Here is an 18580-nt window from a genome sequence, read left to right on the forward strand (position 1 = left end):
GACGTTTTCGGCGCAAAGCTTCACAAAAGCGCGCATAAAACAACAGAACCAGACGGAAACGCCCGATGCTCCAGACCGTAGCCGCCTTCGATCGAATAGGCGAGGAAAATGCCTTTGCCGTATTGGCGCGGGCCACGGAACTTGCCCATCAGGGCCGCGATATCATCAATCTCGGCATCGGCCAGCCTGATTTCCACACGCCCGAGCATATCGTGGAAGCGGCGGTAAAGGCGCTGCGCGACGGTCATCATGGATACACTCCTGCAAACGGCATCCTCGCCGCGCGGGAGGCGGTGGCGCGGCGCACCCTCGCGACCACGGGTGTGGAAGTGTCGCCCGAGAACATCATGATCCTCCCCGGCGGCAAGCCCACCATGTTCGCGGCCATCCTCATGTTCGGCGAGCCGGGTGCGGAGATCCTTTATCCCGATCCCGGCTTCCCGATTTATCGCTCGATGATCGAGTTCACCGGGGCAAAGCCGGTGCCCGTGCCGATTCGCGAGGAGAACGGCTTTGCCTTCTCCGCCGAGGAAACGCTTTCGCTGATCACGCCGAAGACGCGCCTCCTGATCCTCAACTCGCCCGCAAACCCCACGGGCGGCGTCGCCCCGCGCGAGGAAATTGCCAGATTGGTGAAGGGGCTTGAGGCGCATCCTCAGGTCGCGATCCTCTCCGACGAAATCTACGATGTGATGACCTATGACGGCGAGAAGGCCACCTCCCTCCTCACCTTCCCCGAGATCCGCGACCGCCTGATCGTGCTCAACGGCTGGTCCAAGACCTGGGCGATGACCGGCTGGCGCCTCGGGTGGTCAATCTGGCCCGACCGGCTATACGGCCTCGTGCGCAAGCTTGCGGTCAACTGCTGGTCCTGCGTCAACGCGCCGGCGCAATATGCCGGCATCGCCGCCATCGACGGCCCGCAGGACGATGTCGAGAAGATGATGCGCGCCTTCGCTTCGCGCCGGAAGCTGGTGGTTGAAGGTCTGAACGGGCTCCCCGGCGTCACCTGCCTCACGCCCAAAGGCGCTTTCTATGCTTTCCCGAACATCCGCGGGACGGGTTGGAAAGCCAAGAAGCTTGCCGCCGCCCTTCTGGATGAGGCCGGCGTGGCGCTTGTCGGCGGCCCGGATTTCGGCGTTCTGGGAGAAGGCTATATCCGCCTGTCCTATGCCAATTCGGAAGAAAACATCCTGCGCGCGATCGGTCGCATGGGCGACTTCCTGGCTAGGACCGGGCAATAGCACCTGCCAACGCTGGCAAAAATGCTTGACCTGAACTTTGGTTGAGGCTGCACAAGCCCTGATGTCGCGCCTCGGCATCAAAGCGGAATGCCGACTATAGGCAGCTGGAATTATGAAGTGAAAAAGCGGTCGGGGCGGCACTTAGGCCGCCCCGGATTCGAACCTGCTTGGGAGGAGGAAAGCCGATTCGACATGGGACAGAATGCCGCGACTTTCTTAACAAAAGGTTAACGGAAACAACCCCTGATAGTGCACGGCATCGGAGTTTCCCGCTAACACAACCTAAGGTAGGTTTCTCGCTCGTTCAATGGACACTGCCTTGACCAAGGCAACCACCTGCATCCCTTCAATGAGCCTTAGCATATCGGCGGATTTGGCAGTGATTCGCGCCAAAAGAAATTCGCTGCCGAATGCGAGCCTCACTTCCACCGCGTTGCCTTGTCTCTCGATTTTTTTGACCTCGCAGCGGAGCTGATTGCGGATCGAAAGGCCGTCATGTGGTGCCGTGGCAATCGCGATATCTGCCGCATTCAGCCTCAAGCGCACACTGTTTCCCGCAACCAGTTTCTCCGCAGAAAGCTCGATGAAGCCACCGCTCGCCGCAATTGTCGCCGTGCCATAGTCGGCGTCCACTTCAATCACCCGTCCTTCCAGGATCGAAACGGCGCCCCCCCCTTTCCCCGATCCATGCCCCAGGACTTCAGCCGCGGTACCGATGGCGCGCACACGCCCCGCTTCGATCGCCACCACCCGGTCGGCGAGCCGGGCAACCTCGTCCGTGTCATGGCTCACATAGAGCACGGGTATGCGCGTTTCGTTGGCGACGGCCTCAAGATACGGAAGGATCTCGGCACGCCGTTCTTGGTCGAGCGATGAGAGCGGCTCGTCCATTAGCAAAATCTGCGGATCGGCCAATAGGGCGCGACCGATGGCGACCCGCTGGCACTCCCCGCCTGAAAGCGTCTCGGGATAGCGCTCCAGATGGGCTTCAAGCCCCAGGAGTGCCACCACCTCGTCCAGCGCGCGGGTTCCCGCGCGCCGCCCGGCCCAGCGCGCATAGGTGAGATTCCAGCGCACGGAGAGGTGCGGAAACAACCGTCCATCCTGGAAAACGAAGCCGACGCCCCGCCTTCGCGGCGCCAGGTTGATGCCCGCATCGCTGTCGAAGAACACGCGAGGGCCAGCGGTGATCCGCCCCCTTTCCGGCCGTGCCGTGCCGGCAATCATTTTGAGGATTGTGCTCTTTCCCGCGCCGGAACGGCCGAAAAGGGCAGTCACGCCCTGCTCGGCGGTAAACCGCGCTGAAACGGCGAAGGTGCCCGCTTTCCCTGTAATATCGACCGCGAGCACTTCCACTAGGCTCTCCTCTCCAGCCGTCTTGCCACCCATTCCGAAACAACGACTGCGCCGAGGGCGAGTATGATGGAAAGCCCGATCAGGCGCAGCGCCGCCGCATCTCCTTCGGGGCTCTGCATGAGTGCGTAAATTGCAAGGGACAGCGTCTGCGTCTCTCCGGGAACGTTGGAAACAAAGGTGATCGTGGCGCCGAATTCACCCAGCGCCTTTGCAAAGCCGAGCACAATGCCCGCCAACAACCCCGGAAGGGCAAGCGGCAATGTGACGGTCAGAAAGACAATAGGCGACCACGCGCCCAGCGTGGAGGCGGCTTCTTCAAGCCCCCGGTCGACTGCTTCCAGCGATAGCCGGATCGGGCGCACCAACAACGGAAAGGCCATCACGCCGGCGGCGAGCGCCGCCCCCGTCCAGCGGAAAGCGAAGCTGATGTCAAAAAAGCTTTCAAACACGCGGCCGAGCGGTCCGCGCGAACCAAAGAGAACGAGCAGCCCATAGCCGGTCACGACCGGCGGCAACACGAGCGGCAGCGTAACCACTGCCTGGAGCAGGGCCTTTCCGGCAAAACGCCCCCGCGCGAGAAGCCAGGCCACCGCAAAAGCTGGCACGATGGAGAACAGCATCGCGGCAAGCGCCACTTTGGCCGAAAGCAAGAGGATTTCGATTTCCGCTTCGCTCACTTCGTCCCCTCCGCCAGAGGGACCAGAAGCATATGGCAAAGGGAAGTTTTGCATTCGCTTCCTTGCACCCCCCTCTGGCCTGCCGGCCATCTGCCACTCAAAGGAGGAGATTGCGCTGGCCGCTTGCCTCGGCGCTCATTCTGCGACGCAGATGATTGGCATACTCGTTCGTGAGACCTGATCTCCCCCCTTGAGGGGGAGATGGCCGGCAGGCCAGAGGGGGGTGTGAAGAGGCTTAACATTAGTGGATACAGCCAATAAATCATGAAGCCGGCGGTGCGAAACCCAGATCCCGAAAGATCTTCCGCCCACTCTCTCCGGCAAGGAAGTCCAGAAAGGCATCGGCCTCGGGTTTGGCCTTTGCCGTCGCTGCTGCCGGATAGATGATCGGCGGATGGCTCTCGGCCGGAAAAGTGTAGATACGCGCAAGCTCCTTTGCGGCAAGCTGATCCGATCCGTAGACAATTGCCGCCCTCACCTCGGCCCGTTCGGCCAACTCCAGCGCCACGCGCACATTTTCCCCAAAGACGGCCCGCTCTCTCACCTTGTCCCACAGGCCAAGGTTTGTCAGCGCCGCCTTTGCATATATCCCGGCCGGCACATGCGTCGGGTCTCCCATGGCAAAGCGCCCCGTGGAGAGGATTATGTCCGGCCCGGTGTCAGCGGGCGCCGGCTCGGCGCCGACGATGACAAGCTCGTTTCCCGCGACAACCCTGCGGCTCTCATTGCGGATCAGATTGCGCTGTGCGGCCCAGTCCATCCACTGCTGGTCGGCAGAGATAAAGATATCGGCCGGTGCGCCGGCCTCGATTTGCCGGGCAAGCACCGAACTCGACGCGAGTGAAACGACAACCTCTGTGCCGCTCTCCTCCTTGAAGGCAGCGCTGGCGCGATCCATTACCTCCTTCAGGCTTGCCGCGGCAAAGACGGTGATGCGCTCCTGCGCGAGCGCCTTTTCAGGCAGCAAGGCGACAAGGACGAGAAAAAGCCCAACCAGGATTCTGGACAACACATCCTCCAATAGCGGCCGCGCAAGAAGACGCGGGCTTTCCAAACAGGACGTGATGGTGGCTGGCTGCCGGCATTCCGCGCCCCGGATGCGGCCCAATCCTTAGCACAGAGGCGGCCGATCACCGCCGCCCGCACCGCCATCCAAAGGCGATACGGGTGCACCTTATGCCCGGCGCACGGATTTTGGCAAGAACCGGGTCAGACCGAGACCGTTTCCGCCACCGTGGCCTCGATATGGTCCACGAGTGCATCCGGCAGGTTGAGACGGCCGGCGAGCATGTCGAGATAGCCGCGCTCCGCGCGCGTCCTGGGCTCGATGGCAAGCCGGGACGCCGTGTAGAGCTCAACTCTCTGCTCCTCCGTCTGGGCGGCCCCTATGAGCGCGTCGACATCCACCGGCCGGCCCAGTTCCTCTATGAGGAAGCTTTCAACTTCCTCGTCGATGCCGCTCGATTTGAGCCGCTCCGAGATTTTCCGCCGCTCCGTCTCGTCGATATGCCCGTCGGCGCGCGCCGCCGCGATCATGGCGCGCACCAGCGTCAGGGCGAATTGATCCTCCCCCTGCGGCGCGAGCGCCGGATTGAAACCGGTGTCCTGGGGCGGCGGCAGGAGAGTGCCTTCCTTCACCCCCTCGCCCGGCCTCTTGCCTGCCTGATAATCCTGATAGGCCTTGTAGGCGAGCCCAGCGATCGCGGCCATGCCGCCGACCTTCAGAGCGTTTTTGGCAAGTTTTCGCCCCGTGCCCGTCCCGAGCAAAGCAGCCACGATCGCTCCGGTGGCGATCGGGTTGTCCTTCGCAAACCGGGTCAGCTTGTCGGCCTGGCCTCCGAGCGGAGACCCCGATGTGCGAGAACCCAAAAATCCTTCAAGCAGCTTTTTCGGATCGATCATGGCGCTCTCCTGCAAAAATCCTCTCCACAGTTAGGCAGCGCCGCGCCCGATGGAAAGGGGCTGTTTGGAATACTGTGAAGATGGAAGGCGCCCGTTGGGGGGGCAGGTTAAAATTCTCGGCGCGAAGGCGAAGGCGCCGGGCTATTAGGCCCAGCCTGACATCTCGCGGCGGATAAGCGACTCGATGACAGCCATGCCTTCATCGCTGTCGTTCAGACAGGGGATGTGGGTGAAGTTTTTGCCACCGGCCTCGCGGAAAGTTCTGTCGGCCTCGACGGCGATTTCTTCCAGCGTCTCCAGGCAGTCGGAGACAAAGCCAGGGTTGATCACGGCGATGGACCTCACACCGTCGCGCGCCAACTGCTCCACGGTCTTGTCCGTGTAGGGCTGTAGCCATTCTTCCGGGCCGAAGCGGGATTGGAAGGTGGTGATGAGCTTCTTCTCGTCCCAGCCGAGCCGCTCGCGCACGCGCGCCGTGGTCGCCAGGCACTGCTCATAATATGGATCGCCGCGCCGCGCGTAGCTCTGCGGGATGCCATGATAGGACGCGACCACCACCTCCGGCTCGAAGTCAAGGGTCGCCAAATGCCGCTCGATGGAACGGACAAGCGCATCGATATAGACCGGCTCTTCCGGATAGGCGGGCACGGTGCGGACCGCCGGCTGGTGACGCATCTCAATCAGCGCTTCGAAGAACTTGTCGTTCACCGTCGCCGTGGTCGTTGCCGAATATTGCGGATAAAGCGGAAACATCACGATACGGTCGCAACCGCGCTCGATGAGGCTCTTCGTCACCGTTTCGATCGAAGGGCTGCCATAGCGCATCGCCCAATCGACGATGACGTTCTCCTTGTCTGCGAGAGCGGTGGCGAGCTTCTGCCCCTGCGCGCGGGTGAAAGTGCGCAGAGGCGATTCATTTTGCTCCCTGTTCCAGATCTTCGCGTAGAGCGCGCCGGATTTCTTTGGCCTCCGGGCAAGGATGATTCCGTAAAGGATCGGATACCAGACCGCCCGCGGCCACTCGATCACCCGGCGGTCGGACAGGAACTCGCCAAGATAGCGCCGCATGGGCCAGTAATCCGTGCCGTCGGGAGTGCCAAGATTGACAAGAAGAACGCCGACCTTGCCGGCCTGAACGGAGGAATGCCCCGAGGGCGGCTGCGTCAAAGCCTTCTCTTCGTCCCGGCCGGTCCTTTCGAGTGTCATCTTACGCTCCTTGGATAACCATGACAGGTAGATGATTTCGGCGCGAAAGCAATGCCACTTCTAGCCGCAGGAGGGAAAATGCCGCTGCGGCGCGCGGCATTTACGCTTCGGCGTTCAGGCAATCCCCTGAAGCTCGGCTATTCCGCCGGCGGAATGTTGAGGGTTGCGCCCACGACTAGCCGGTTGGGCCGCAATTGCGGATTTGCGTCCGCAAGCTTTCGCCACTGCATTGGATCGCCGTAGAATTCCTCCGCAAGGTTCCACAACGTGTCGCCGCTGACGATAACATGCGTGGTGACAGCCTCCCTGGCTTCGGCCGCGCCAGCATCCGGGGCCGCCGCGGCCGTCTCCGTGCCGGACTCCGCCGGTTCGGCCTCACCGGCCGGCGGCGTGGCTTCGGCTGTTTCGCCCGGCGCAGGCGCCGGCTGAACAGGCTGGGTTGTGGTCGAGGCCTCGCCCGACGGCTGCGTGGCGGGAGCTTCGGCAGATGGAGGCTCCGCAGAATCCGAAGGCGCGGCGGCGGCCACCTCCGTTATGCGGCCATCGGTATAGGGCTTGTAGGGATTGTTGGCCGCGAGATAATCGGCCAGCACCTGCTCAAGGCCGGGGCCGTAATCATAAGCGTTCTGGCCCTTTTCCCCAAAAAGGCTGTAGCCATCGCCGCCATTGCGCATGAAATTGTTGGTGGCGATGGTGTAGGTAGCGTTCGGGTCGATGGGCGCCCAGCCGCCATCTGCCGTCTGCACCTCTACATTGCTGATACGGCCCTGGCCGGCAGGCGCCGATTTGTCGAAGCTGTAGCGCAGGCCGGACACCTGGGGAAAACGGCCGGCCCCTTCCTCGATCTGGCTGACGCCGCTTTCGAGCGAAGCGATCACATCCGAACCGGTGAGTTGGAAGGTCGCGAGCGTGTTCTGGAAGGGCAGCACCTCCAGCACCTCGCCCATCGTGACTTCGCCCGCATCGATCGAGGCGCGCAGGCCGCCGCCATTGGTGATGGCGAATTGCACACCCTGGTCCTTGGTGCGGGCCAGCATGGCATCCGTCACCAGATTGCCCATCTGACATTCGCGGGCGCGGCAGGTTTCGCGGCTGCCGTCAATTGACGCGGAGGTTTCGGAGACCACCTGGGCCTTCAGCTCCTCGATTGGACCGGCGAGCTCTTTCACGCGCGCCAGCACCGCCTCGTCCGGCTGGACCTGGGCATCGAGCAGCTTCGGCTCGCCGGAAGCTTCCTTGACCACGCCTGAATCGTCGAACACCACTTTCAGGTCGCCCAGATATTTCGAATAGGAAGCCGCCTGAACGACAGGCACCTGATAGCCCTCGGGGTTCTCCACCATGGTCGGATATGGGCCCTCGGCGCCCTCCGCGGTGTTGGAAAGCAACGTGTGGCTGTGGCCGCCCACCACCACATCCACGCCGGGAATTTTTGCTATGGCTTCAAGATCACGCGGGTAGCCCACATGGGTGAGCGCTATGATCTTGTTCACGCCCTCGTCCTGCACCGCCTTCACCGCGGCGGTGATGCCATCGACATCAGTGATGATGGAGACGTTTTCCCCGGGCGAGGAGAGCTCGGCCGTGTCGTTGGCCACGGCCCCGACAATGCCGATCTTCTCGCCGCCCACATCGAGGATCACATATTCCTTCACTCGGTCGCCCAGCTTGGACGCCTGCTGCGCCTTCACATTGGAGCCGAGCACGGGGAACTCCACCTTCTCGAGGAAGGCGGCAAGGCCATCCTCGCCGTCATCGAACTCGTGATTGCCGACCACCATGGCGTCGGTCTTCATGACGTTCAGAAATTCGGCCTCAGCGGTTCCCTTATAGGTGATGTAGAAAAGCGAACCCTGGAAATTGTCGCCGGCGTTCAGGAAAAGCACGTTCTGTCCCTGGAGCGCGTTGCGCGCATCCTCCACGGCAGTCACAAGCCGGCCTGCGCCGCCGAAGCATTTGCCCGCCGATTCGTCCTCATCCGAACAGGTGGACTCGAACGCGTTGATGGATTGGATGCGGCTGTGCCAGTCGTTGATGTGCAGGATGTTAAGCGTGTAGTCGGCGAAGGAAGGTGCCGAAGAAAGCGCCAAAGCCGAAGCACCGAGGGCAAGGACTGCCAAGTTTTTCATGTCTGATCTCCCCGAGACTGCCGTGTTCCCGCTCTAGCGCGCTATCGTGTCGGTTTCGCAACGAGCTGCATATCCTGCCGGCATGTTGGCACCGGCTTCGGGGAGGGTGCAAGTAAAACTTGCATGGGAAAACGCTCTGCGCCCCCTGCAATTAGCCGGCGCAACGCTGTTCCGATTGAAGATTGGCAATACCGGGTGCCCGGCCGTAACCGGGCGATCCCATGCCGTATTGGTGCTCGTCAGGCGCGGCGGGTCAGGACGAAGCGCTGGCCTTGCGCGCTGGTGCAGCTAAGCTGGTTCGGCGTTGTGAGCGAGCAGGTCAAGTTCGTCTGCGTCTGGCGAATCAGCGAGGTCATCGAGATTTCGACCGTTTGCCCATCGCGGAACCGGTAAGTGCCCTGGGACAGCCGATTGCCGGTGTCGCTGGCGACCGTGGCGAACTGGCCGCCCGAGAACGTAGAAACGCCGACGCCCTGTGCGTCGACCCACTGACCCTCAAGGGCGGACTCCGCCGAGCGGGGCATGCCGACGCAGCCGGAAATGATGAGTGCGGCAGCCAGACCCGCGAAGCTTGCCGCTGAGCGAAAGGAAATCATACCCGCCTCCTCTGTAAGTGACATTTCCATTCGCCGCACTTTTGCCGCGAATGCAACCCGTCATGCGGTCAGAGGAGCATTACCGCACGAGGATGTTGCGAAATTGCCATGGGTCGGACTGGTCGATCTCCTCGGAGAAAAGGCCAGGACGCCCCTCAAGCGGTGTCCAGTCGGTATAATAGCCCTTAACCGGGCCGAGATAGGGAAGCTGAACTTCCAGGCAGCGGCGATAGTCAACCTCATCGGCCTCGACAATGCCGGCCTCGGGGTTTTCGAGCGCCCAGACCATGCCGGCAAGCACTGCGGAGGTCACCTGCAGGCCCGTGGCATTCTGGTAAGGCGCAAGCTCCCGCGCCTCTTCCAGGGAGAGCTGCGAGCCATACCAGTAGGCGTTCTTGTCATGGCCGTAGAGGAGCACACCAAGCTCATCGACCCCGTCCACGAGCTCCTTTTCGTCCAGAACATGTTGGACGGGCTGCGCCTTGCCGCCAGCCCCGAACATCTCGTGCAGCGAGAGCACCGCGTCGTTGCAGGGGTGATAAGCGTAATTGCAAGTCGGGCGATAGATTACATCGCCGCTCTCGTCCCGAACGGTGAAGAAGTCGGCTATCGAGATCGCTTCGTTGTGCGTGACGAGGAACCCGTATTGCGCGCCGGGCGTGGGGCACCAGGTGCGTACGCGGGTGTTGGCCCCCGGCTGCTCCAGGTAGATCCCCGCCATGCAGCCCTTGTCGTGCCCACGCGCGTTCGACGGCATCCATTTCTCGTGCGTGCCCCAGCCAAGCTCGGCCGGCTGCAGGCCCTCGGAAATGAAACCCTCCACCGACCAGGTGTTCCAAAAGACGTTCATAGGCTTGGGCTTGCGGGTGCGCTGGGTGTCGCGCTCGGCTATGTGGATGCCTTTCACGCCCACCTTCCGCATGAGAGCCGCCCAGCCTTCGCGATCGTAAGGGCCAGGCTCTTCAAATTCGAGCATCATATCCTGCGCGAGATGGACGAGCGCCTGCTTGACGAACCAGGAGACCATGCCTGGATTTGCCCCGCAGGTGGAGACCGCCGTCGTGCCGCCGGGGCTCCTTCGCTTTTCTTCGCGGACCGTCTCGCGCAGCGCATAGTTCGTGCGCGATTCGTTGCTCACGGAAGTATCGAAATAAAAACCGAGCCACGGCTCTACAACGGTATCGATGTAGAGCACGCCGAGCTCGCGGCAGAGCTTCATCAGGTCGAGAGAGGAGGTGTCAACCGAGAGGTTGACGCAAAAGCCCTGGCCGGTGCCCTCGGTCAAAAGGGGCGTGAGGAGTTCGCGGTAATTCTCCCTCGTGACATGGGTCTGGATGAAGCGGATGCTGCGCTCGTCCAAAAGCTTGCGGTCGGTGTCGACGGGATCGATCACCACCATGCGGGATTTGTCGAAACGGAAATGGCGCTCAATGAGGGGCAGCATTCCGCGGCCGATCGAGCCGAAGCCGATCATCACGACAGGGCCGGTGATCGTTCCATGAATGGGCCAGTTCTTCTCAGCCATTTCAGTGGTTTCTCCTCATTGGTCGATTTAGGACTGCCAGCTCAAAACACAGAACGGCGTCACAATAAAGCGGGAATGACCAAAGAGCCCTTCATGCCTCGGCACAAAGGTCATTCCTTAAGCCCTTCGAGGCCAGGCACGGTCTGGGATGCGACGAACTCGGTGATTTCGTACCGGGCGAGCTCGTGGATAGCGAAAGGGTCCTGCATCAGGCACTCCTGCAGGGCGGCGCGGCTGCCGCGCGCCAATATTACGCCGCCGGTGCGCGGCACCTTGCGCCCCGAGGCGAGAAAGATGCCCTCCTCGTAACATTTCTGCAGCCACTGCATGTGGCCGGAAACGTGTGGCTCGATCTCTTCGATGGGCACGACATATTCAAGCGAAACGATGAACATGAAAGGTAAGGCTCCGGTGGTCGGTTTTCAGGGCGCAGCGCAAATTTCGCTGGTGGCGAATCGGGCCTTCAGCAGGCATTCGTCATATTCATCGCGGGCGGTGGAATCAAAGACCACACCGCCGCCGACATTAAAGACTGCATCACCGCCCGGATAGAGAGAAATGGTGCGGATCGCCACACTGAAGCGCATGCGCCCGTCGGGTGCCGCCCAGCCGATGGCGCCGCAGTAAACATCCCGCGGGGTTGCCTCAAGTTCCCGCAGGATCTTCATGGCGGAAATCTTCGGAGCACCGGTGACCGAGCCGCAGGGAAAGAGTGCGGCGAGAATATCGGCCAGCGCCAGCCCGTCGCACAGCTTTGCCCGAACGCGGCTGATCATCTGGTGGACAGTGGGGTAGCTCTCCACGTGAAAAAGCTCCGGCACGTCGAGCGTGCCGACCTGCGAAATGCGCGAGATGTCGTTGCGCAGGAGGTCGACGATCATGCGGTTTTCCGCCTGGTTCTTCGGGTCGTTGCGCAGGGCTTCCTTCAGCGCTTCGTCTTCGCGAGGCGTCTTGCCCCGCGGCATCGTGCCCTTCATGGGAAGCGTTTCGATCCAGCCATCGGCGGAGATCTCGAAAAAGAGTTCGGGCGAGCGTGAGAGCACCACCGGGCCGCCCAGATTAATGAAAGCCGCATAGCGCACCGGCTGGCGCGCCGTCAGCGCCTGGAAAAGCGTGAGCGGATCGCCCTCCCAGCGAGCATGCACGGGGAAGGTGAGATTGCCCTGGTAGCAATCGCCCAGCCGCAGATGGCGGTGAAGCTGCTCGAAGCGGGTCCGGTAATCCTCAAAAGTCCAGGCTAGCTTGAAGTCGAAGAGGCGCGGCGGCTGGCCTGAAGAAGAAGTGTCTTGCAAAACGCCTGACGGCTCGCCGAAGACGCCGAGGCATAAAAGAGGCGCGCGACGACCTTCCGGCAGGTGCCGGACGAGGGAGGGTTCCAACAGATAGCCAGCTTCATAGGAGATGTAGCCTGCAAGCCACTTGCCCGCGCGGCGGAGTGCTTCTGCCTTTTCCAGCATGGGAAAAAGGTCTTCCGGATCGTCCGCCTGAAGAATTTCCTCCGGCACGGAGAAGCACAGGGTCTCATCCGTAAGGTCGTTGCGGAAGAGCGCTAGGGTAGTAGCGCGCGAGGGCTGGCACATCTCCTTCAAAGGCGATCAGCCTTCCTCCAGCGCTTCCAGTTCGTCGATCAAGCTTTCGATGACCGAGAGGCCCTTGGTCCAGAAGGCGGGGTCGGATGCATCCAGGCCGAAGGGCGCCAGAAGCTCGGAATGATGTTTCGTGCCGCCCGCTTTCAGCATCTCGAAATATTTTTCCTGAAAACCCTTCTCCGCCTGCTGGTAGACGGCAAAGAGCGAATTCACGAGACAGTCGCCGAAAGCGTAGGCGTAAACATAGAACGGCGAATGGATGAAGTGCGGGATATAGGCCCAGAAGGTTTCGTATCCCTCGCGCAGGGCGATTGCCGGGCCGAGGCTCTCCGCCTGAACCTCCAGCCAGATTTCGCCGATACGGTCGGCGGTGAGCTCGCCCTGCCGGCGCTCCGTATGCACCTTGCGTTCGAATTCGTAGAAAGCGATCTGGCGCACGACCGTGTTGATCATGTCCTCCGCCTTCTGTGCGAGCATCGCCTTGCGCTCGCGCTTGTCTGTCGTGCGGGCGAGCAGCGAGCGGAAGGTAAGCATTTCGCCGAAGACAGAGGCCGTTTCGGCCAAAGTGAGCGGGGTCGCCGCCATGAGCGAGCCCTGACCGGCCGCCAGCACCTGGTGTACGCCGTGGCCGAGCTCATGGGCGAGCGTCATCACATCGCGGGGCTTGCCCATATAATTGAGCATCACATAGGGGTGCACCGAAGGGACAGTCGGATGCGCGAAGGCGCCCGGCGATTTTCCCGGGCGCACCGGCGCATCGATCCAGTTGCGGTCGAAAAAGTGTTTGGCGATGTCCGCCATTTCGGGCGCGAAACTGGCATAGGCGGAAAGCACCGTTTCCTTCGCCTCGTCCCAACCAATGACGGATTGCGGCGTTTCGGGAAGGGGTGCGTTGCGGTCCCAATGGTTGAGCTTTTCCATGCCCAGCCACTTCGCCTTCATCGCATAGTAGCGGTGGGAAATGCGCGGGAAGGCTGCGCAAACAGAGGCAGCCAACGCTTCCACCACTTCGCGTTCCACGCGGTTCGAAAGGTGGCGGGAATCCGCCACATCGGCGAAATTGCGCCAGCGGTCGGAAATCTCCTTGTCCTTGGCGAGCGTGTTGGTGATCAGCGTGAAAAGGCGCATATTGTCCTTGAGCGTGACCGCCAGCGCCGCCGCAGCCTTGCGGCGTTTCTCGCCGTCGGGATCCTGCATCAGGTTCAGCGTCGGCTCCAGCGTCAGCTCCTCGCCGTCCACATCGAAGCGCAGACCGGTCATAGTCTCGTCGAAGAGGCGGTTCCAGGCGCCGCGTCCTGTCACGTCGCTTTCATGAAAAAGCCGCTCTATACTATCCTCGAGCTGGTGCGGCCGGTATTTGCGGATGTCGAGCACCCAGGGCCTGTAGTGGCCGAAAATCGGGTCGTCCTTCATCGCGGCTTCGATCAACGCGTCGTCGATCTTGTTGAGCTCCAGCGTGAAGAAAAGCAGATGCGTGCTTGCATCCGTCAGCTTCTCCTGCACGTCGCCATAGAATTTCGCGCGCTTCGGATCGGAAGTGTCACCCGTGTAAAGAAGCCCGGCATAGGAACCAATGCGCCCGAAGAGCTCATCCAGCGCTTCGTATTCGCGCACGGCCTCGCCCAGGCGTCCGCTCGTGCCCTTGCCAGCCTCCTCGGCGAGGCGGCCTTTCCAATTCTGCTCAAAGGCCGTCGCCTCCCGCGCCGCGCGCGCTAGATCTTCAGAAAACTCAGTGCTGTCCATAGAGGGGTAGAGGTCGGCCAGATTCCATTCGGGTAAGGCGCCGAGATCGGCTTTCCTTGCTCCGGCTTCGGTCGCTTGGGCCAGGCCCGCGGGCGTTTTCGGATAGTGAGCCATGGGATGGTTCCTCTCGGATGACGCGTGTGCCGGATCAAGGATTCGTTCACCGGGTTTCTTGAGCGCCTGTTTAGAAGCCAATGTCATATAGTTCTAGCCTGACATCAGTCACGCGTGCGAAAATGTGTTCCGGTTGTTGCATCCATGCCTGATACGGTGCTGATTGTAGACGACGACCCGGTGCAGCTCCGCCTTCTCGACGCGGCTGTGCGCAGGCTCGGCTATGCGCCGGTTCTGGCCGATGGCGGCGAAGCAGCGTTGCGTATCCTGGCGGAAGTGCGACCGGAAGAGTTGCGCGCTGTCATTCTCGACCTGATGATGCCCGGCATGAACGGCATCGAGGTGATGGAGACGATGCGCAAGCGCGGCATCGACATGCCGGTCATTGTGCAGACGGCGACAGGTGGCGTGGAGACCGCTGTAGCGGCAATGCGCGCCGGCGCTTTCGATTTTGTCGTAAAGCCGGTCTCGCCCGAGCGGCTTGCCGCCGCGCTGAAGAACGCATTGAAGGTGGAGGCGCTGGAAGGCCAGCAACGGCGCAAGCGGGAGAAAGCGCCCGACAAATTCTCCTTCCGCCATATCGTCACCCGCAGCCCTGCCATGGAAAAGGTTCTGCGTCTTGCACAAAGAGCCGCTGCCTCCGACATTCCGATTCTCATCGAGGGTGAATCGGGTGTCGGCAAGGAACTGATCGCCCGAGCCGTCCGCAATGAAAGCGCCCGCCGAGGAAAGCCCTTCGTCACCGTCAATTGCGGAGCGATTCCCGATAATCTCGTGGAAAGCATCCTTTTCGGGCATGAGAAGGGTGCCTTCACCGGCGCCACCGAGAAGCACTCGGGCAAATTCGTCGAGGCGAACGGCGGAACGCTCTTTCTCGACGAGATCGGGGAACTGCCGTTGGACGTGCAGGTGAAGCTGCTGCGCGCCGTGCAGGAGGGCGAGGTCGACCCGGTGGGCAGGCGGGGAACGGTGAAGGTCGATATCCGCCTGATCTCGGCCACGAACCGCGATTTGCTGCAGCGCGTGCGGGAAGGCCGCTTCCGCGAAGACCTTTATTATCGCTTGGGCGTTTTTCCGATAACGGTCCCGCCGCTGCGTGAGCGCAGGGACGATATTCCCCTCCTGGTGCAGTATTTCATCGCGCAGTTCGGAGATGCGACAACCGGCCGGAATATTTCAGGGATATCGTCGGATGCGATCAAGCTGCTCTCGGCATATGATTGGCCAGGCAATGTCCGGCAGCTCGAAAATGCCGTCTTCCGGGCCATGGTCCTGTGCGATGGAACGGTGCTCACCGCCGCCGAATTCCCACAGATACGGGCACAGGTTGAAGGAATCGACGAAAAGCTTCTCGCGGATGAAATAAAGCCGGCGCATCAGGAAAGCGCGCCACCACCGCAACCCGACAAAGCGTCGCAACAGGAGATGCAGCCGCTGCATCCCGCTTTGCTGCCCGTTATCGGAGAAGACGGCAATGTCCGCCCGCTGGAGGAGATGGAGCGGGAGATGATCCAGTTTGCGATCGAACATTATGACGGCAGGATGAGCGAAGTTGCGCGAAGGCTGGGAATTGGCCGCTCCACGCTTTACCGCAAGCTGAAAGAGATGGGGATCGAGCCTCCGGAGGGCGGCGGGAAAAAGACTGAATCCCCTGGCGGATGAGGACTCGCCTCAAATCGACGGAAATTTTATGTTAACCGTGCTTTCTAAAAAGCGCGTTTGACACGTTCCTGCCATTCTCTCTGCGCAATTTTTCTTCAATAAGAGGACATTAACCATTATGGTGAACACTTCGGGTGCTTCGGCGAGCCCGGAGTTTTGTGGGGACAGTTCCAGCCGACAGGCGCAGTTTTGAAAAACCACGACGTTCAATGCCCTGAATGCCGCAGAGTTAAACTTGGGCCTAAAAAGCTTCTGGCGGGCCTGCTTCTTGTGGCTGGTTTCATGATCGCTGCCGGACACGCGCAGGCGGAAACACGGACGCTGAGGCTCTACTTCATCCATACGAAGGAGCGCGCCGAGATCACGTTCAAGCGCAACGGGCGCTACGTGAAAAGCGGGCTGGACCAGATCAACCGTTTTCTGCGCGATTGGCGCCGCAACGAGCCGGCCAATATGGATCCGCGCCTGCTTGATCTGGTGTGGGAGGTGTACAGGGAATCCGGCTCGCGCGACTATATCAACGTGGTCTCGGCCTATCGCTCGCCGCAGACAAACGCGATGTTGCGCAGCCGGTCGAGCGGCGTGGCCGAGAAGAGCCAGCATATGCTCGGCAAGGCAATGGACTTCTTCATTCCCGACGTAAAGCTTTCCACGTTGCGGGCGATCGCCCTTCGCAAGCAAATGGGCGGCGTCGGCTATTATCCGCGTTCCGGGTCCCCATTCGTGCATCTGGATGTGGGCGGCGTGCGGTACTGGCCGCGCATGAGCCGCAGGGAGCTTGCCTCCCTCTTCCCGGACGGAAAGACGCTTTACATCCCATCTGACGGCAAGCCCATGCCCGGCTACAAGCAGGCGCTTGCGTCCTATGAGGCACGCAAGAGGAACGGCGGCTCGATCCAGGTGGCGGACGACACCAGAGGAAATGGCGGCCGCGGCCTGCTGGCGATGCTCTTTGGCGGCGGTGCCGACGAGGAAGAGGATAACGCCGAAATCCAGGTGGCAGCCACCCAGCGCCCGCAGCGCGCCGCGGTACAGCAAGCGCCTCGGGCGCAGGCGCCGCAGCAGGTGCAAGCGCCACAGCAACCGCAGGTTCCGCCCGCGCAAGAAGAGCAAAGCCCCGCCACATTGATAGCGGCCTTGCCGCCACGGGAGCTGCCGGTGCCCCGCGCAGCACCGCGTCCAGATGCGAATGTGGGCAGCGACCTCCTTGTCGCTTCGAACCAAGCAGGCCAGGAGCCTGCCCCGCCGGCGGCAACCGGACCGGCCGCGGCGGAAGCGCCGCAGCAACCGGCGCAGGCTCCCGAAATGCTGGCCGCCATCAGCAATGTGCCATTGCCCTCACGCAGGCCCGATTTCACGCCGCCGGAAGCGGAGACCCAGGTGGCCGAGGCCACGGCGGCCCTTCCCGCATCGGCCTATGTGACGCCGACGCGGCGTCCGGAGCGGCCGGCAACGGCGGATGCAATCGCGGCGCTGATTGCGGAAGAGAAGGAACTGCCTGAAACCGAACAGCCTGTCGTAGCCGCCTATCTCTCCGTCCCGCAAGAGGCCGACGCCGCGAGCAAGCAAACGGTTGCGGCTGCTGCCAGAGCGGGAAATGAGCCGGCCTCCGAGGCTGCGATGCGCCATGCGCTCGCAAAAGCAGATACGCTGGGCGTTTCCAATGCCTCCGCCGCAGCTGTTCCCGCTGCTGTCAGCGCTCTCGTGGACAGCCGGGCCAAGCCGGTCGAAGCTTCGCCGCGTATGGCGATGCTGGAGGACAGGAGCACGAATTTTGGCGCCAGAACCACGCCAAAGAGCGCTCGCGTCGATCCCGACCAGGCAGTTCGGCAGCCAGAGCCGAATGTGATGCCGGTCCAATCGATCGCGACCGACCTGGCGCTGAGCAAGGAATCCATGCTTAACAAGAAGACCGTCGCAGCCATTCCCGCCTTCAGCACGGAAATGGCGGAAGCGCCGACTGCGGTTTACACAGACGGCTTCAAGCAGGGTGGTCCGGCGCCAGACCCCCGCCGCTTTAGCGGCAAGGCTGTCGTCTTCCTTTCGCTCGCAAAATTCGAATAAACGCCGGAGCCGCTCCTTTCAGGGCGGCTCTTTCCCCCAAGGCTTGAGCGCTATCCTTGGCGCAGTCCCGCCGTTTGACGCGCGAGCTCTTCCACTGCCGCCCAATTGCCGGCCGCAAGCTCGGCATCCGGTGCCACCCATGAGCCGCCCACGCAGACGATGTTGGGCAAGGACAGATAATCGCCCGCATTCTTCGGCGAAATCCCGCCCGTCGGGCAGAACCGCATATCGGCGAGCGGCGAGGCAAGGGATTTCAGGAATGCCGCCCCGCCCGCCTGCTCGGCCGGGAAGAATTTGAGAACACGGTAATCTTCCTCCCGCAGCGCCATGATCTCGCTCGGGGTCACGGCGCCCGGCAGGAACGGCACAAGGGAACCTTCCGCCGCGTCCAAAAGCTCCTGCGTCGTGCCCGGAGAGACAATGAATCTTGCCCCCGCTTGCTCCGCCCTTGCGAAGTCTTTCTTCGTCAGAACCGTACCGGCTCCGACGATCGCTTCCGGCACCTCATCGACGACAAGGCGGATCGCATCGATCGCGTTCGGCGTGCGCAGCGTGATCTCGATCGCCGGCAGGCCACCCTTTGCAAGTGCCCTTGCCAGCGGTACCGCGTCCGAGAGCCTGTCGATCTTCAAAACGGGGATGACTGGCTGCGCCGTGAGAATTTCCAAAAGCTTCTCGGTCTTCTTTTTCATCGGCGGCTCCTGTGGATGATACGACTGTCTTACAGCACCTTGCGTCCTTTAAGGAAGAACGCTGCAAATTATTGAATACAC

General features: G+C 61.8%; 15 protein-coding genes. 3 read left to right on the plus strand and 12 right to left on the minus strand.

Annotated elements, in window-relative coordinates; translation table 11 throughout:
• The first annotated feature begins 65 nt into the window (after positions 1 to 65).
• Entirely contained in the window at positions 66 to 1244 is a 1179-nt protein-coding gene (locus GNP00_RS09300) for a pyridoxal phosphate-dependent aminotransferase (RefSeq protein ID WP_011582037.1), read from the plus strand.
• A 282-nt stretch (positions 1245 to 1526) separates the two neighbouring features.
• Here the strand turns inward: GNP00_RS09300 and modC are convergent, their stop codons facing one another.
• From modC to GNP00_RS09355, 11 genes are all read right to left on the minus strand, one after another.
• Positions 1527 to 2600 (minus strand): molybdenum ABC transporter ATP-binding protein, encoded by a 1074-nt coding sequence (gene modC / locus GNP00_RS09305; RefSeq protein ID WP_166015948.1) that lies wholly within the window; start codon positions 2598 to 2600, stop codon positions 1527 to 1529.
• Positions 2600 to 3331 (minus strand): molybdate ABC transporter permease subunit, encoded by a 732-nt coding sequence (gene modB / locus GNP00_RS09310; RefSeq protein WP_011582039.1) that lies wholly within the window; start codon positions 3329 to 3331, stop codon positions 2600 to 2602. Before modB ends, modC begins: the two co-directional genes overlap by 1 nt.
• 208 nt (positions 3332 to 3539) lie before the next feature.
• Complete coding sequence (modA, locus tag GNP00_RS09315; protein WP_011582040.1) at positions 3540 to 4286, minus strand: molybdate ABC transporter substrate-binding protein; 747 nt, start codon at positions 4284 to 4286, stop codon at positions 3540 to 3542.
• A gap of 200 nt (positions 4287 to 4486) precedes the next feature.
• Complete coding sequence (locus GNP00_RS09320) at positions 4487 to 5179, minus strand: tellurite resistance TerB family protein (RefSeq protein WP_011582041.1); 693 nt, start codon at positions 5177 to 5179, stop codon at positions 4487 to 4489.
• A 144-nt stretch (positions 5180 to 5323) separates the two neighbouring features.
• Complete coding sequence (hemH, locus tag GNP00_RS09325; protein WP_011582042.1) at positions 5324 to 6385, minus strand: ferrochelatase; 1062 nt, start codon at positions 6383 to 6385, stop codon at positions 5324 to 5326.
• A gap of 137 nt (positions 6386 to 6522) precedes the next feature.
• Positions 6523 to 8514, minus strand: coding sequence for a 5'-nucleotidase C-terminal domain-containing protein (locus GNP00_RS09330; RefSeq protein ID WP_011582043.1), 1992 nt, complete (start codon positions 8512 to 8514; stop codon positions 6523 to 6525).
• Positions 8515 to 8753: 239 nt separating this feature from the next.
• Complete coding sequence (gene omp10, locus GNP00_RS09335) at positions 8754 to 9110, minus strand: outer membrane lipoprotein Omp10 (RefSeq protein WP_011582044.1); 357 nt, start codon at positions 9108 to 9110, stop codon at positions 8754 to 8756.
• Positions 9111 to 9189: 79 nt separating this feature from the next.
• On the minus strand, positions 9190 to 10635 hold the full coding sequence (locus GNP00_RS09340) for a homospermidine synthase (RefSeq protein WP_011582045.1): 1446 nt from the start codon (positions 10633 to 10635) through the stop codon (positions 9190 to 9192).
• Between the two features lie 110 nt (positions 10636 to 10745).
• The gene (locus tag GNP00_RS09345) at positions 10746 to 11030 is read right to left on the minus strand and encodes a YciI family protein (RefSeq protein ID WP_011582046.1); all 285 of its coding nucleotides are present in this window, start codon (positions 11028 to 11030) and stop codon (positions 10746 to 10748) included.
• A gap of 27 nt (positions 11031 to 11057) precedes the next feature.
• Complete coding sequence (locus tag GNP00_RS09350; protein ID WP_011582047.1) at positions 11058 to 12215, minus strand: aminodeoxychorismate synthase component I; 1158 nt, start codon at positions 12213 to 12215, stop codon at positions 11058 to 11060.
• Between the two features lie 15 nt (positions 12216 to 12230).
• Positions 12231 to 14081, minus strand: a complete 1851-nt coding sequence (locus GNP00_RS09355; protein ID WP_011582048.1) for a M3 family oligoendopeptidase — start codon at positions 14079 to 14081, stop codon at positions 12231 to 12233.
• A gap of 144 nt (positions 14082 to 14225) precedes the next feature.
• On the opposite strand from GNP00_RS09355, the gene GNP00_RS09360 reads away from it, so the two are divergent.
• Positions 14226 to 15743 (plus strand): sigma-54-dependent transcriptional regulator, encoded by a 1518-nt coding sequence (locus GNP00_RS09360; RefSeq protein ID WP_011582049.1) that lies wholly within the window; start codon positions 14226 to 14228, stop codon positions 15741 to 15743.
• A gap of 282 nt (positions 15744 to 16025) precedes the next feature.
• The gene (locus GNP00_RS09365) at positions 16026 to 17807 is read left to right on the plus strand and encodes a peptidoglycan L,D-endopeptidase MepK (RefSeq protein WP_041544785.1); all 1782 of its coding nucleotides are present in this window, start codon (positions 16026 to 16028) and stop codon (positions 17805 to 17807) included.
• A 50-nt stretch (positions 17808 to 17857) separates the two neighbouring features.
• Here the strand turns inward: GNP00_RS09365 and GNP00_RS09370 are convergent, their stop codons facing one another.
• The gene (locus GNP00_RS09370) at positions 17858 to 18499 is read right to left on the minus strand and encodes a 2-dehydro-3-deoxy-phosphogluconate aldolase (RefSeq protein WP_011582051.1); all 642 of its coding nucleotides are present in this window, start codon (positions 18497 to 18499) and stop codon (positions 17858 to 17860) included.
• Positions 18500 to 18580 lie beyond the last annotated feature (81 nt).

The organism is Chelativorans multitrophicus, from assembly GCF_011317445.1.
GTDB lineage: Bacteria > Pseudomonadota > Alphaproteobacteria > Rhizobiales > Rhizobiaceae > Chelativorans > Chelativorans multitrophicus.